Source organism: Nonomuraea guangzhouensis (assembly GCF_019396345.1).
Taxonomy (GTDB): domain Bacteria; phylum Actinomycetota; class Actinomycetes; order Streptosporangiales; family Streptosporangiaceae; genus Nonomuraea; species Nonomuraea guangzhouensis.
On sequence record NZ_JAHKRM010000027.1, the window covers coordinates 181,418 to 194,322 of the forward strand.

The following is a 12,905-nucleotide window of genomic DNA, read 5'->3' on the forward strand; positions in this document are numbered from 1 at the left end:
AGGCAACGGACTGGAAGGGGAGGTGTCGCTTGCTCCGGCAGAGGGGGTCTCCATAGCCGCCTCCCGCCTGAGACCAGCGCATACTCCAGCCCGTTCGCGAAGGTGACCATGGCTCGTTCCCAACCCCCACCGCCCCAGGCCCCGGCACGTCCGGCCCGGTCACCTCAGACGCCGGCGACCCCGGCGCCGCCACCGGCACCGGCGCCTCAGGCCGCGTGGCTCTGGCCGGCGGCGCTGGCCCTGCCCGTGGCCGCCGCCTGTTGCGCCTTCGCCGCCCTGCTCCTCGACGGACGCTCCGGCGTCGTCTGGGCATGCGTGCTCGCCGCGGCACTCGCGCTCGCCACCGTCGCCGCCGTGGCGGCGCTGCGCCAGGCCCACCAGGAGGCCGTGCGCGCGATGAGCCGGCGCGAGGGCGTCATGCAGCAGCGCGAGGCGGACTTCCAGCGCCACCTCCAGCAGCGCAACACCCAGTGGAGCAAGCATGTCGCGGCCCGTTCCAAGGCCCTGCAGGAGGCGATCAAGCACCTGGTGGAGGTGCGGATCCCGGCGGTGATCGCCCAGGAGGCGGTGCCCGCGCCGTACCAGAGCCCCGGGCTCGACGAGGACGCGGCCGAGCTGCTGGAAGACGTGCTCGACGCGGTCGGCGGCGCCGCCGAGCAGGACCGCGAGCGGCAGGAGTCGCTGCGGCTGGCCCTGCTGGCGCTGGCCCGGCGCGTACAGACCTCCGCGCACCGCATCCAGGAGAACGTGTCGGTGATGGCCGAACGCCACCCCGGCAACCCGGACGTGCTCGAGACCAGCATGCAGGTCGACCACGCCGCCGCCCAGCAGGGGCGCCACGCGCAGAGCCTGGCCGTGCTGTGCGGCGAGTGGCCGGGCCAGCAGTGGCCCAATCCGCTCGCGCTGGTCGACGTGGTGCGGGCCGCCGCCTCCAGGATCGTCGCCTACAAGCGGGTGGAGGTGTCGGGCGACCCGGACACCGCAGTCGCCGCCCACGTGGTCGAGCCGCTCATCCACCTCGTGGCCGAGCTGCTCGCCAACGCCACCCAGTCCTCGCCGCCGGCGACCACGGTGCTCGTGGCAGTACGCAACGTGCAGCGCGGCGCCGTCATCGAGATCGACGACGGCGGCGTCGGCATGGACGACCACCACCTGGAGCAGGCCCGCGAGATCGTCTCCGGGCGCAGGCCCGTCGACGTGGGCGAAGTGGGGGAGATCCCGCAGACCGGCCTCGCGGTCATCGGGCACTACGTGCGCCGCCACGGGTTCCTGGCCGACCTGTTGCCCTCGCCGTACGGAGGGGTGCGCGCGGTCGTCCTGGTGACCAGCTCGATCGTGGAGACGCTGGAGCCGGCGCAGGCGCCGCCCCGAGCCCGCCCCCCGCGCCACGAGGCCCAGCCGATCGACCCCGCCCAGGATCACTTCGCCCAGGATCACCTCGCCCAGGACCACCTCGCCCAGGACCACCTCGTCCAGGATCACCTCGTCCAGGGCCACTTCGCCCAGGAACACCCCACGCTGGACGATCCCGCGCCGGACACCTCCGGCGAGCACGCCGCCGGGACGGGCGGCACGGCGAGCAGCACGACAGAAGGAACGGCGGGCGGCGCGCTGCCGCGCAGGCGCTCACGCCGCGGTGAGGCGGGCTCCGACGCGACGGACCCGGGCGGCGCGCGGCCCGCCGCCGCGGAGCGGCCCGCGACTCCGGAACAGGCGGGCGAGTGGATGGCCGCCTTCTTCGACCACGACCCCGGCACCGGGGAACACGACGACCGATGACGAACGGGGTACCGATGCACCAAGACCAGGACTGGATGATCGCCGAGGTCGTCTGGGTCCCAGGGGTCCGCCATGTCGTCGTCCTCAGTTCCGACGGCCTGCTCAAGGCCCGCTCGGCAGGTACGGACAGAGACGTCGCCGACCGGCTGTCGGCCGCCTGCTCGGGACTGCAGTCGCTGGCCCAGAGCGTCGGGCGCGAGTTCGGCGGCGGCAACCGGGCCGTCAGGGAGCTGATGGTGGGCTTCGAGGGCGGCTTCCTGTTCGCCCGCGCCGCCGGGTCCGGCTCCCACCTGGTGGTCATCACCGATCCGGTGGTCGACCCGCGGCTCATCGCGCAGCAGATGCAGGCTCAGGTCATCAAGATCGGCGAGAGGAACTTCAGCACCCCCGCACGCGGGGCCGCGCGCAGATGAGCGGCGAGTACCACGACAGCGCGGTGCGGCCCTACGTGCTCACCCAGGGCCGGGCCCGCCCCACCCGCAACACCATCGGCCTCGACACGCTCCTCGTCGTGGCCGACGCCGGCAAGCCGCTGCCGCCCTCGGCCACCCGCCAGGCGCGCGACCTGCTGCGCATGTTCGGGCGGCTCCTGTCGCTGGCGGAGGCGGCCGCGCACCTCCGGTTACCCCTGAGCGTGGCCGGGATCCTGGCCTCCGACCTCGTCGACTCCGGCCACCTGATAGCCCGCTCCCGCATCCCCGAGGCCGGCCGCCCAGACCTGACAACCCTCCAGGAGGTGCTCAATGGGCTCCGCAGGCTCAGCTGACCGCTACCTGCCCGACACCGTGCAGCAGGCGGTCAAGATCCTCGTGGTCGGCGATTTCGGCGTCGGCAAGACCACGATGATCGGCGCCGTCAGCGAGATCGAGCCCCTGCGCACCGAGGAGACCATGACCCAGGCCAGCGTCGGTGTGGACGACCTGGCCGGACTGGACGGCAAGACCACGACCACGGTGGCCATGGACTTCGGCCGCATCACGCTCAGCCCGTACACGGCGCTCTACCTGTTCGGCACCCCCGGCCAGCGGCGCTTCTGGGATCTGTGGGCCGGGCTCGGCGAGGGCGCCGTCGGCGCGCTCGTCCTGGTCGACACCCGCCGCATCGAGGGCAGCTTCGAGGTGCTCGACCAGCTCGAACTCCGCGGCGACCTGCCCTTCGCCGTCGCCGTCAACCACTTCCCCGACTCCACCCGCCACAGCCCTCAGGCGCTGCGCGAGGCGCTGGACCTGGAGCCCGGCACCCCCATCGTGCACTGCGACGCCAGGAGCCGGTCCTCGTCGGTGGACGCGCTGATCGCCCTCGTCAAGCACGCGCTGGCCATGCAGAAGGGCCCCTCATGATCCCCCTGTCCGCCACCACGACCTGCCCCGACCCGCACGGCGTCATCCGCGGGCTGCGCCGCGAATGGGGCGACGTCGCCTGGGTGGAGCTCGAACCGGGTGTCGGCGCCTGGCTCGTCATGGGCTACCAGGAGCTGCTGACCATCACCCGGCAGGAGAAGCTGTACTCGCGCGACGCCCGCCACTGGCGGCTGTTCCAGGAAGGCGTCGTGCCGCCCGACTCGGGGCTGGGGCCGATGATGTTCTGGCGGCCCAACGTGATCGGCGCCGACGGGGCCGAGCACCGCCGCCTGCGCCGCCCGATCGACGACGGGGTCGCCGCGATCGACCAGCGCCGCATGCGCCGCTCCGTCGAGGCCATGTGCCGGCAGCTCATCGAGGACTTCGCCGAGCGCGGCAGCGCCGACCTGGTCGGCGACTACGCGGCCGTCGTCCCGATGCTGGCCATCGCCGGGCTGTTCGGCCTCGACACCGGCCAGGGCCACGAGCTGCTGGCCGCGCTGCGCGCCCTGTTCGGCAGCGCCGAGGACTCCCAGGCGGGCAACAGGAGGTTCGAGGAGATACTCGGCGGCCTCATGCGGGCCAAGAAGGAGGCCCCCGCCGACGACCTGACCAGCCACTTCCTGGCCCACGCCGACCTGCGCGACGAGGCCGAGGTGCTGCAGTCGATGGTGGTGATGATCTCCGCCGCGCAGGAGACGACGACCACGTGGATCGCGCAGACGTTCCGGCTCATGCTGACCGACCCGCGCTTCGCCGGCCGGCTGCGCGGCGGGCGCCTCGGCGTCGACGACGCGCTGGACGAGGTCCTCTGGCGCGACCCGCCCATGACGAACATGCCCGCCCGGTACGCCCTGCGCGACACCGAGCTCGGCGGCCGGCGCATCGCCCGCGGCGACGCCCTCATCCTGGGCCTGTCGGCGGCCAACGACGACCCGCGCGTCCACGGCGGCGCGACGGAGATCGAGCTCGGCAACCGCGCCCACCTGGCCTGGAGCGCGGGCCCGCACGTCTGCCCGGCCCCCGTCCCCGCCCGGCTCATCACTCGCACCGCGGTCGAGACGGCCCTGCACCTGCTGCCCGACGTACGCCTCTCGGTGAACGCCGCGGAGCTGACCCCGCACCCTTCACCGTGGACCCGCTGCCCCGCCTCGCTGCCCGTCCACTTCCGTGCGCTTGGAGACCGTTCATGATCCCCGTAGTCACCCTGGACCCCGCCGGGACCGACCACCACGGCGAGGCCGCCCGGCTGCGGGAACTGGGTCCCGTCGTCCGCGTCGTCCTGCCGGGCGGCGTCGAGGCCTGGTCGGTCACCCATCACGCGCTGCTGGCCGACCTGCTGACCGACCGCAGGGTCAGCAAGGACTGGCACAACTGGACGGCCATCCGCGACGGCGACATCGCCGACGACTGGCCGCTGATCGGCATGGTCAAGGTCACCAACATGGTCACCGCCGACGGGCCCGAGCATCATCGGCTGCGTAAGTTCGTCACCCGGACGCTCACGCCGCGCCACGTCCAGAGCCTGCGGCCGCGCATCGCCGGGATCGTCGGCACGCTGCTGGACGACCTCCCGTCGCACGTACGGCCCGACGGGACCGTCGACCTGCGTCAGCACTTCGCCTACCCGGTGCCCATGCAGGTGATCTGCGAGCTCGTCGGCGTGCCGGAGGAGGACCGCCCCGAGCTGCGGGAGCTGGTGGACAGCATCTTCCGCTCCACCACCGCCCCGGAGGAGGTGCTCAAGACCCAGCGCGACATCTACCTGCTGCTCAACCGGCTCGTCGCCGCGCGCCACGCCGAGCCGGGCGACGACCTGATCAGCGCGCTGATCGACGCCCAGCGCGACGACCCGGAGCGGCTCTCCGACGAGGAACTGGTCGGCACCCTCTGGCTGATGCTGGCCGCCGGGCACGAGACCACGCTCAGCCTGATCGTCAACGGCGCCCGCGCGCTGCTCACCCACCCGGACCAGCGCGCACTGGCGGTGGCCGGCGGCGAGGAGACCTGGTCGGCCGTCGTGGAGGAGACGCTGCGCTGGGACGCGCCCATCGGCAACTTCCTGGCCCGCTACCCGCTGGAGGACATCGAGATCGCCGGCGTCACCATCCCCGCCGGAGACGCCATCCTGGCCCCGTACAGCGCGGTGGGCCGCGACGAGGCGCAGCACGGCTCCGACGCCGCGCGGTTCGACATCACCCGCGAGCAGCGCCGGCACCTGGCCTTCGGCGGCGGCCCCCACCTGTGTCTGGGCGCCCCGCTGGCCCGCCTGGAGGCCACCGAGGCGCTGCCGGCCCTCTTCCGCCGCTACCCCGGCCTGTCGCTCGCCGTCCCGCCCGCGGCGCTGGTCCCCGTGCCGTCCTTGTTCTCCAACTCCGCGGCGGAGCTGCCGGTCGTCCTGACAGTGCCTTGACTTCGCGCGATACCGCACAGGATCTTCCGGAGAGGTGACATAACCGAAATGGTGTACGCCATGATGGGCGTGCGGCCGTCGTCACGACCGGCGGCGGCACGGACTCCACCAGGCACTCTGGAGATCGCATGTCCCGACCGCTGATCGGCATCACCGCCTACTTCGAAGCCGCCCGCTGGGGCGACTGGGTGCGGGAGGCCGTGCTGTCGCCCCCGTCCTACGCCAAGGCCGTCGAGCGTGCCGGGGGCGCCCCGGTGGTGCTGCCGCCGCTGAACCTGCACGCGATCGACGCCTACGTACGCGGGCTGCAGGGTCTGGTGCTGGCCGGCGGGATCGAGGTGGGCGGCGGCGCCTACGGCGAGGAGCAGGACGAGCGGGTGCCCGAGGCGCAGGGACACCGCGACAGGTTCGAGCTGGCCCTGGCCCGCTCCGCCGTACAGGCCGACGTGCCGATCCTGGCCATCGACCGCGGCATGCACGTGCTGAACGTCGCCCAGGGCGGCACGCTGATCCCGTGGCTGCCCGAGGTGCTCGACAACGAGCGCCACGCCGAGCCGGGCGTGCCGCACGTCATCCAGGTGAGCGTGTCGAGCAAGCTCGGCAAGGCGGTGGGCGACAAGGTCGAGGTGGTCGCGCCGCACACCCAGTCGGTACGCAGGCTGGGCACCGGGCTGCTGGCGGTGGCCTGGGCCGAGGACCAGATCGTCGAGGGCATCGAGCTGCAGGGCCACCGGTTCGGGGTCGGCGTGCAGTGGCACCCCGAGCGGAGCGAGGACGACCGGATCTTCGATGCGCTCGTGGAGGCGGCCCGCTAGGCTGCGATCATGCCACTGCACCCCCAGGCGCAGGACTACATCGAGCGCTACCTGTCCGGCCCCGGCCGGGCCGGGCTGGACCTGGCCGGGATCCAGGAGGCCCGGGCCCGGGACGACTTCGCGCGAGAGCGCGGGCCGCTCACCCAGCTGGCCTTCGTCCGCGACGAGAGCGCCGAGGGCGTGCCGATCCGCGTCTACCGCGCCGACCGGGGCGACGGCGCGCTGCCCGTGGTGGTCTACTTCCACGGCGGCGGCTGGATGACCGGCGGCATCAAGCGCAGCGACGCGCTCGGCCGCGACCTGGCGCTGCGCACCGGCGCGGTGATCGTCTCCGTCGGCTACCGGCTGGCCCCCGAGCATCCGTTCCCGGCCGCGGCCGACGACGCCTGGACCGTGGTACGCGACATCTTCGCCCGCCCCGCCTTCTACCAGTGCGACGGCGGCGTCGCCGTGATGGGCGAGAGCTCGGGCGCCAACCTCGCCGCCGTGGCCGCCTGGCAGGCCCGCGACGCCGGGCTGCGCCTGGCCCACCAGGTGCTCGTCCACCCGGTGCTCGACGCGGCCATGGACACCCCCAGCCACGCCGAGTTCGCCAAGGGCTTCGGCCTCGACGCCGACGACGTCGCGTGGCTCTTCACCCACTACGCCGGCGCGGCCGACCCGGAAGATCCGCGGCTGTCCCCGCTGCGGCTGCCGTCGGTCGCGGGGCTGGCGCCCGCGACCGTGGTGACCGCCGAGTGCGACGTGCTCCGCGACGACGGCGAACGCTACGGCACGCGGCTGGCCGAGGCCGGGGTGCCCGTCGAGACGCGCCGCTTCGACGGGGCGATCCACGGCTTCTTCGGCCTGCCCGGCCTGTTCGACCAGGCCGTCGAGGCCCGCGACTACGTGGCCGCGCGGCTGCGGGAGGCATGGTGACGTACGGGAGCGCGTACGAGAAGCTCAAGATCGACACGCCGACCGACGGCGTGCTGCGGATCACGATCAGCGAGCCGCGCAGGCGCAACGCCGTCGACATGACCGGCCACCGCGAGCTGGCCGAGATCTGGCGCGACGTCGACCGCGACGACTCCGTCAGGGCGGTGGTCGTCAGGGGAGAGGGCGAGGCGTTCTCCGCGGGCGGCGACCTGTCGATGATCGAGGAGATGACCCGCGACCACGCCACCAGGCTGCGCGTGTTCGCCGAGGCCCGCGACATCGTCTACAACGTCCTCAACTGCGCCAAGCCGATCGTCTCCGCCGTCCAGGGGCCCGCGGTGGGCGCCGGGCTGGCCGTCGCCCTGCTGGCCGACATCTCCGTGGCCGGGCGCACCGCCCGCATCATCGACGGCCACACCCGGCTCGGCGTCGCGGCGGGCGACCACGCCGCGATCATCTGGCCGCTGCTGTGCGGGCTGGCCAAGGCCAAATACCACCTGCTGCTCTGCGAGCCCGTCACCGGCGCCGAGGCCGAGCGGATGGGCCTGGTGAGCCTGTGCGTCGACGACGACCAGGTGCACGACAAGGCGATGGAGATCGCCGTACGGCTCGCCGCCGGCTCCCAGGAGGCCATCCGCCTGACCAAATACTCGCTGAACAACTGGCTGCGCATGGCCGGACCCACCTTCGACGCCTCGCTCGCGATGGAGTTCCTCGGCTTCAGCGGCCCTGACGTGGTGGAGGGCGTGCGGGCAGTGCGCGAGAAGCGGCCGCCGGAGTTCCACTGATCCTCAGAAGCTGCGCGGCAACCCCAGCACCTGCGTCGCGAGGTAGTTGAGCAGCAGTTCCTCCGTCACCGGTGCCACCTTCCCGATGCGGGCGTCCGTGAGCAGCCTGGCCACCGGGTATTCGAGCGAGTACGCCATCCCGCCATGCGTCTGGAACGCCGCGTCGGCCGCCTCCCACGCCGCCTGTGACGCGGTGAGCTTGGCGATGTTGGCCTCGGTGCCGCACGGCAGGTGCCGGTCGAACGACCAGGCGGCCTTGTAGAGCATCAGGCGGGCCAGCTCGATCTTGGCCTTGACCTGGGCCAGCGGGAACGCGATGGCCTGGTTGGCGCCGATCGGCCGGCCGAACACCTCGCGTTCCTTGGCGTACCGCACGGCGACCCGCAGCGCGACCTCGGCCCCGCCGAGCGCGGAGGCGGCGAGCAGGATCCGCTCGGGGTTGAGGATGTCCCACAGCACGGCCGCGCCCTGGTCGATCTGCCCCACCACGCTGGCGGCGGGCACCCGCAGGTCGTCGATGAACACCATGTTCGACGGCGTCGTGTTGGCGCCCAGTTTCGGGATCGGCTGGTAGGACAGCCGCCCGGCCGCCACCGCGTCGGGCACGTTCACCAGGAAGACCGTCAGCCCGTGCGTGCGCGGCTTGGCCTCGGCGGCCGGGACGGTCCTGGTGACCAGCAGCATCCAGGTGGCCCGCTGGACGCCGGTGATCCAGATCTTCTGCCCCTTGATCACGTACTCGTCGCCGTCGCGCCGGGCCGCCGTCGTGATGGCCAGCGCGTTCGAGCCCGCGTCCGGCTCGGTCAGCGCGAAGCACGTCTCCAGCTCACCCGTGGCCAGCCGGGGCAGCAGCTCCGCCCGCTGCTCGGCCGTGCCGTGCCTGGCCAGGGTGAGCGCGCCGAACCCTGGCGTCAGCACGTACGTGAACGCCGAGCCGCCCGCCGCGCCCGAGGCGGCCAGCGTCTCCGTCGCCACCGCCAGCTCCAGCAGCCCCTGCCCGCCACCGCCGAACTCCTCGGGCACGGCCAGGCCCAGCCAGCCGCCCTTGGCCAGCTCCGCCCAGACCTCCTCAGGCCAGCGTTTGTCCGTCTCGCAGCGCTGCCAGTAGTCAAGGTCGTAGCGCGAGCAGATGTCGCCGATGCCGCGCTGAACGGTCAAGGCGCTGTCGGGAAGGGTGAAATCCATCACCCCATCGTAGAAGTAAGTTCTGTTCAGGGTCGAGGTCTGCGGGCGTGGAACACGAACGCCGGAGGCGCGTTGCGCCATACCGTACGGCCGGGCACGACCTCCTCGAACCGCTCGGCCAGCAGCGCGCGAAAGCGGCGCGCCGAGCTCAGTGGGATGGCGTGGATGTAGGAGAACGTGGTGAACGCCCCCGATGGGCTCATCGCCGAGGACACCGCGCCGAGCAGATCCCGCTGCAACTCCTCGGGGAACGCCGCCCAGGGCAGCCCGCTGATCACCACATCGGCCTGCCGCAGGCCGCGCTCGCCGAGCAGGCGGCTGAGCTTGGTCGCGTCATCATGCACGACGTCCACGACGGGGAAGCGCTGGGCCAGCAGCGTCGCCAGCGACTGGTTGACCTCAACGGCCATGTGGTGGCCCCGCCCGCTCAGCCGGCGCTGGATCTCCGCGGTGAAGGGCCCGGTGCCGGGGCCGAGCTCGACCACGGTAGGCTCGCCGCGTTCCGGCAAAGGCGCGCACACGGCCGTCGCGAGCCGTCGCGAGCTGGGCGCGAACGCGCCGATCTTGGCCGGAGCACGAAGGAACTGGCCGAGCAACAACGCGGTGTCATTAGGCATACCCCAAACGGTAAGGGAAGTCTCCCGCTTGTCTCATCCGCCGACGGGGCGATGATGCGGCCACTAGGAGGAGACCGGCTCCTCCGTGCGGAGGATCGGAACGCGCGCCCCGCCCGGATACCGTGGGCGGATGCGATGGCGTGGTGTGCCGCTCGACCTTCTGCTCGCGGCCGCGGGGACCGCTCTCGACCTGATGTTGTCGGCCAAGGGCGGGGGCTCACCGCTGCTGCCGGGCAACGAGGTGATCCCGATGGCCGTGGCCGTGGGCGCCCCCATGGGCCTGGTCAGGCGCGCGCCGCTGGCGGTGAGCCTCTACCTCGCCGCGTTCCTCGTCTTCACCGATCAGGTGGGGTCGTTCACCGCCAACACCGCCCAGATGCTGCTGTGCGTCGCCATCGGCCTGGTCGCCTACTACTCGGGCTGGCGGCCGACCTTCGTGGCGCTGGGCGCGGCCGTCGCCGCGACCGCGATCAACCTGGCCGACCCGGGCATCGCCCTCACCACGAACTCGTGGATGTACTCGGTGCTCGTCCCCACCTTCCCCGTCCTCATCGGCGCCTACCTGCGCGGCCCCGCTGGGCGGCTGAAGGACGGCGACATCTCACCGGACGTGCTGCTGGCCGGTGGCGGGGTGGCCTTCACCGTGCTGAGCACCTGGACCGACTGGCACAGCGGCACCCAGCCTGTCTGGGTCGTGGGGCTGTTCGCGGTGCTGGGCGGGCTGTCGCTCGGCGTCGCGCGGCGCTTCCCCGGGCTGGTGTTCATCTTCCAGAGCGTGCTGCTGATCGCCGCCGACCAGTACCTCCACGAGACGGTCAACACCTGCCTGATCCTCATGCTGATCGCGCTGTGCGTGTTCGCGATGCGGATCGCCTCCTGGGCCTGGATCACGGTCACGTACGTGATCTGCACCATGCTCGCCTCCCTCGCGATCGTCGAGGACTCGACCGAGGTCACCGCGTTCCGCGTCGCCATCCTGATGGCCCTGGTGACCACCCCCGTCGCGATCGGCCGCTACCTGGGCGTCAGGCAGGCGGCCGCCGAGGCCGAGCGGCTGCGGGTGCGCGAGTCGGCGCGGCTGGCGGTCGCCCAGGTCCGCGCCGACCAGCTCCTCGAGCGGGAGAACATCGCCCGCGAGGTGCACGACATCGTGGCCCACCACGTGGGCGCGATGGTCCTGCGCGCCGGCGCCGCCCGCTACGCCGCCCCCGAAGGGCCGGTCGCCGACGCGCTGGCCGACATCCGCGAGACCGGCCACCAGGCGCTCGAAGACCTGCGCGGGCTGCTCGACGTGCTGCGCGACCCCGGCCGCCGCCCCGACATGCCCGCCGACCCCGCCGAGGTCATCCGCGAGTCCGCCGAGCGGATGACCGCCGCCGGCCTCCAGGTCGAGCTCGAACTCGACCCCGCCACCGCGCACGCCCCCCTCGTGGCCCGCGCCTCCGCCGCCCGCATCGTCCAGGAAGGTCTCACGAACGTGCTCAAGCACGCCGGTCCCGGCACTCAGGTGAGCGTCGCGGTCACCACCACCGGCCAGGCACTGAACGTACGCGTGCGCAACGGCCCCCCGCCCACCATCATCGAACGCCCGCCCTCATCCGGACGCCCGCCCTCGCTTGAACGCTCGCCCTCACCTGAACCTTTGCCCTCACCCGAACGCCTGCCCTCATCCGAACGCCTGCCCTCATCCGAACGCCTGCCCTCATCCGAACGCCTGCCCTCGTCCGGGCGCGGCCTGGCCGGCATGCGCGAGCGCGTCCGCGCACTCGGCGGCACACTCACGGCAGGCCTTGACCAGGACGGCGGCTGGCTGCTCACGGCCGACATGCCCATCCCCCCGCCCGCCCTGCCCCCGCCCACTGAGCCCCCGGCGAGGTGCATCACCGAGCTCATCACCGGGACCTTCACCGGGGACGTCAACGGGGGCGTTACCGGGGGCGCCGCGTGATCCGCGTCCTGGTCGCCGACGACCAGGCGCTGGTCCGCGCGGGCGTACGCATGCTGCTGCAGGTCGCGGGCGACATGGAGGTCGTGGCCGAGGCCCAGGACGGCGCCGAGGCCGTACGCCTGGCCGAACAGCACCTGCCCGACGTGATCCTGATGGACCTGCGCATGCCCAGAGTCGACGGGCTGGAGGCCACCAGACGCGTCCTCGCGGCGCGCCCGGCCACCAGGATCGTGGTGCTCACCACGTTCGCCGAGGACTCCGACGTGTACGCCGCCCTGCGCGCGGGCGCCGTCGGCTTCCTGGTCAAGGACGACGAGCCCGAACGCATGGTCGACGCCGTACGCCGGGCCGTGACCGGCGAGCAACTCCTGGGCCCCTCGGTGCTACGCCGGGTCGTCGCCCGCTTCCTGGCCGCGGAGGAGGAGACGACCATGCCGGTCCCCGCGGTGCTCACCGACCGCGAACTGGAGGTCCTCGCGCTGGTCGGCACCGGCCTGTCCAACGCGGAGATCGCCGAGGAACTACACGTGGGTATCACCACGGTCAAGTCCCACGTAGCCGCCGCCATGGACAAGCTGGGACTGCGCAACCGGATCCAGGCCGCGGTCGTCGCCCATCGCAGCGGCTTGGTGGACGCGGCGTTCCGGCCGGTACGTCATCCCCGCGGCGGACCCGCCGACTAGTCCCACGGGCTGACGACCGTAGGGGCTTTGACCTGCGACCATGTGGTCCTCACCACCTCCGCCACTTCCCCGGAAGGACCACCTGAATGCCGGAACCCCGCCGCGGCCGCCCAAGAGGATCCCATGGCTCAAACTCACCACCACAACACCTCCCGACCTCCCGACCCCCGGCCCTCGACCCCCCGACCCGGCCTCCGACCCCCAGTCCACGGTCTCCGGCTCCGGGCCCCAGCCCCAGCCTTCGGCCTTTGACCTCCGGGTCCCGGCTCCGGCCTCCCGGCCGCCCGCCCCGACCTCCGACCCCCGGTCCCCGACCCCCGATCCCCGACCTCCGGCGTCCCGGCCCTCGGCCTCCGGCGTCCCGCCCGCCCCGGCCTCCGACCCCCGGCCTCCGACCCCCCGACCCGGCCTCCGGCTCC

The 12,905-nt window shown here is 72.8% G+C and carries 13 protein-coding genes; 11 read left to right on the forward strand and 2 right to left on the reverse strand.

Features of this window, described 5'->3' with window-relative positions; translation table 11 throughout:
* The first annotated feature begins 108 nt into the window (after positions 1 to 108).
* The 9 genes from KME78_RS44655 (at position 109) to KME78_RS44695 (ending at position 8,053) form a co-directional block, all read left to right on the forward strand.
* Entirely contained in the window at positions 109 to 1,779 is a 1,671-nt protein-coding gene (locus tag KME78_RS44655; protein WP_219535956.1) for an ATP-binding protein, read from the forward strand.
* A 14-nt stretch (positions 1,780 to 1,793) separates the two neighbouring features.
* Positions 1,794 to 2,192 (forward strand): roadblock/LC7 domain-containing protein, encoded by a 399-nt coding sequence (locus KME78_RS44660; protein WP_219535958.1) that lies wholly within the window; start codon positions 1,794 to 1,796, stop codon positions 2,190 to 2,192.
* Entirely contained in the window at positions 2,189 to 2,545 is a 357-nt protein-coding gene (locus KME78_RS44665; protein WP_219535960.1) for a DUF742 domain-containing protein, read from the forward strand. Before KME78_RS44660 ends, KME78_RS44665 begins: the two co-directional genes overlap by 4 nt.
* Positions 2,523 to 3,119, forward strand: coding sequence for a GTP-binding protein (locus KME78_RS44670; RefSeq protein ID WP_219535962.1), 597 nt, complete (start codon positions 2,523 to 2,525; stop codon positions 3,117 to 3,119). Before KME78_RS44665 ends, KME78_RS44670 begins: the two co-directional genes overlap by 23 nt.
* On the forward strand, positions 3,116 to 4,312 hold the full coding sequence (locus tag KME78_RS44675) for a cytochrome P450 (RefSeq protein WP_219535964.1): 1,197 nt from the start codon (positions 3,116 to 3,118) through the stop codon (positions 4,310 to 4,312). The genes KME78_RS44670 and KME78_RS44675 overlap by 4 nt, the downstream gene beginning before the upstream one ends.
* The gene (locus KME78_RS44680; RefSeq protein WP_219535966.1) at positions 4,309 to 5,532 is read left to right on the forward strand and encodes a cytochrome P450 family protein; all 1,224 of its coding nucleotides are present in this window, start codon (positions 4,309 to 4,311) and stop codon (positions 5,530 to 5,532) included. Before KME78_RS44675 ends, KME78_RS44680 begins: the two co-directional genes overlap by 4 nt.
* Positions 5,533 to 5,660: 128 nt before the next feature.
* Positions 5,661 to 6,347 (forward strand): gamma-glutamyl-gamma-aminobutyrate hydrolase family protein, encoded by a 687-nt coding sequence (locus KME78_RS44685; protein ID WP_219535968.1) that lies wholly within the window; start codon positions 5,661 to 5,663, stop codon positions 6,345 to 6,347.
* A gap of 9 nt (positions 6,348 to 6,356) precedes the next feature.
* Entirely contained in the window at positions 6,357 to 7,265 is a 909-nt protein-coding gene (locus tag KME78_RS44690) for an alpha/beta hydrolase (protein WP_219535970.1), read from the forward strand.
* Positions 7,259 to 8,053, forward strand: coding sequence for an enoyl-CoA hydratase/isomerase family protein (locus tag KME78_RS44695; RefSeq protein WP_219535972.1), 795 nt, complete (start codon positions 7,259 to 7,261; stop codon positions 8,051 to 8,053). Before KME78_RS44690 ends, KME78_RS44695 begins: the two co-directional genes overlap by 7 nt.
* 3 nt (positions 8,054 to 8,056) lie before the next feature.
* On the opposite strand, the gene KME78_RS44700 is transcribed toward KME78_RS44695, so the two are convergent.
* Both KME78_RS44700 and KME78_RS44705 read right to left on the reverse strand, forming a co-directional pair.
* Positions 8,057 to 9,238 carry an acyl-CoA dehydrogenase family protein gene (locus KME78_RS44700; protein WP_219535974.1) on the reverse strand — a complete coding sequence of 394 codons (1,182 nt, stop codon included), beginning with the start codon at positions 9,236 to 9,238 and terminating at the stop codon, positions 8,057 to 8,059.
* 26 nt (positions 9,239 to 9,264) lie between these two features.
* A complete protein-coding gene (locus KME78_RS44705) occupies positions 9,265 to 9,855 on the reverse strand; it encodes a class I SAM-dependent methyltransferase (RefSeq protein ID WP_219535976.1) in 591 nt (196 codons plus the stop codon).
* A gap of 130 nt (positions 9,856 to 9,985) precedes the next feature.
* On the opposite strand from KME78_RS44705, the gene KME78_RS44710 reads away from it, so the two are divergent.
* Positions 9,986 to 11,803 carry a sensor histidine kinase gene (locus KME78_RS44710; RefSeq protein ID WP_246653241.1) on the forward strand — a complete coding sequence of 606 codons (1,818 nt, stop codon included), beginning with the start codon at positions 9,986 to 9,988 and terminating at the stop codon, positions 11,801 to 11,803.
* Positions 11,800 to 12,486 (forward strand): response regulator, encoded by a 687-nt coding sequence (locus KME78_RS44715; RefSeq protein ID WP_219535978.1) that lies wholly within the window; start codon positions 11,800 to 11,802, stop codon positions 12,484 to 12,486. Before KME78_RS44710 ends, KME78_RS44715 begins: the two co-directional genes overlap by 4 nt.
* Positions 12,487 to 12,905 lie beyond the last annotated feature (419 nt).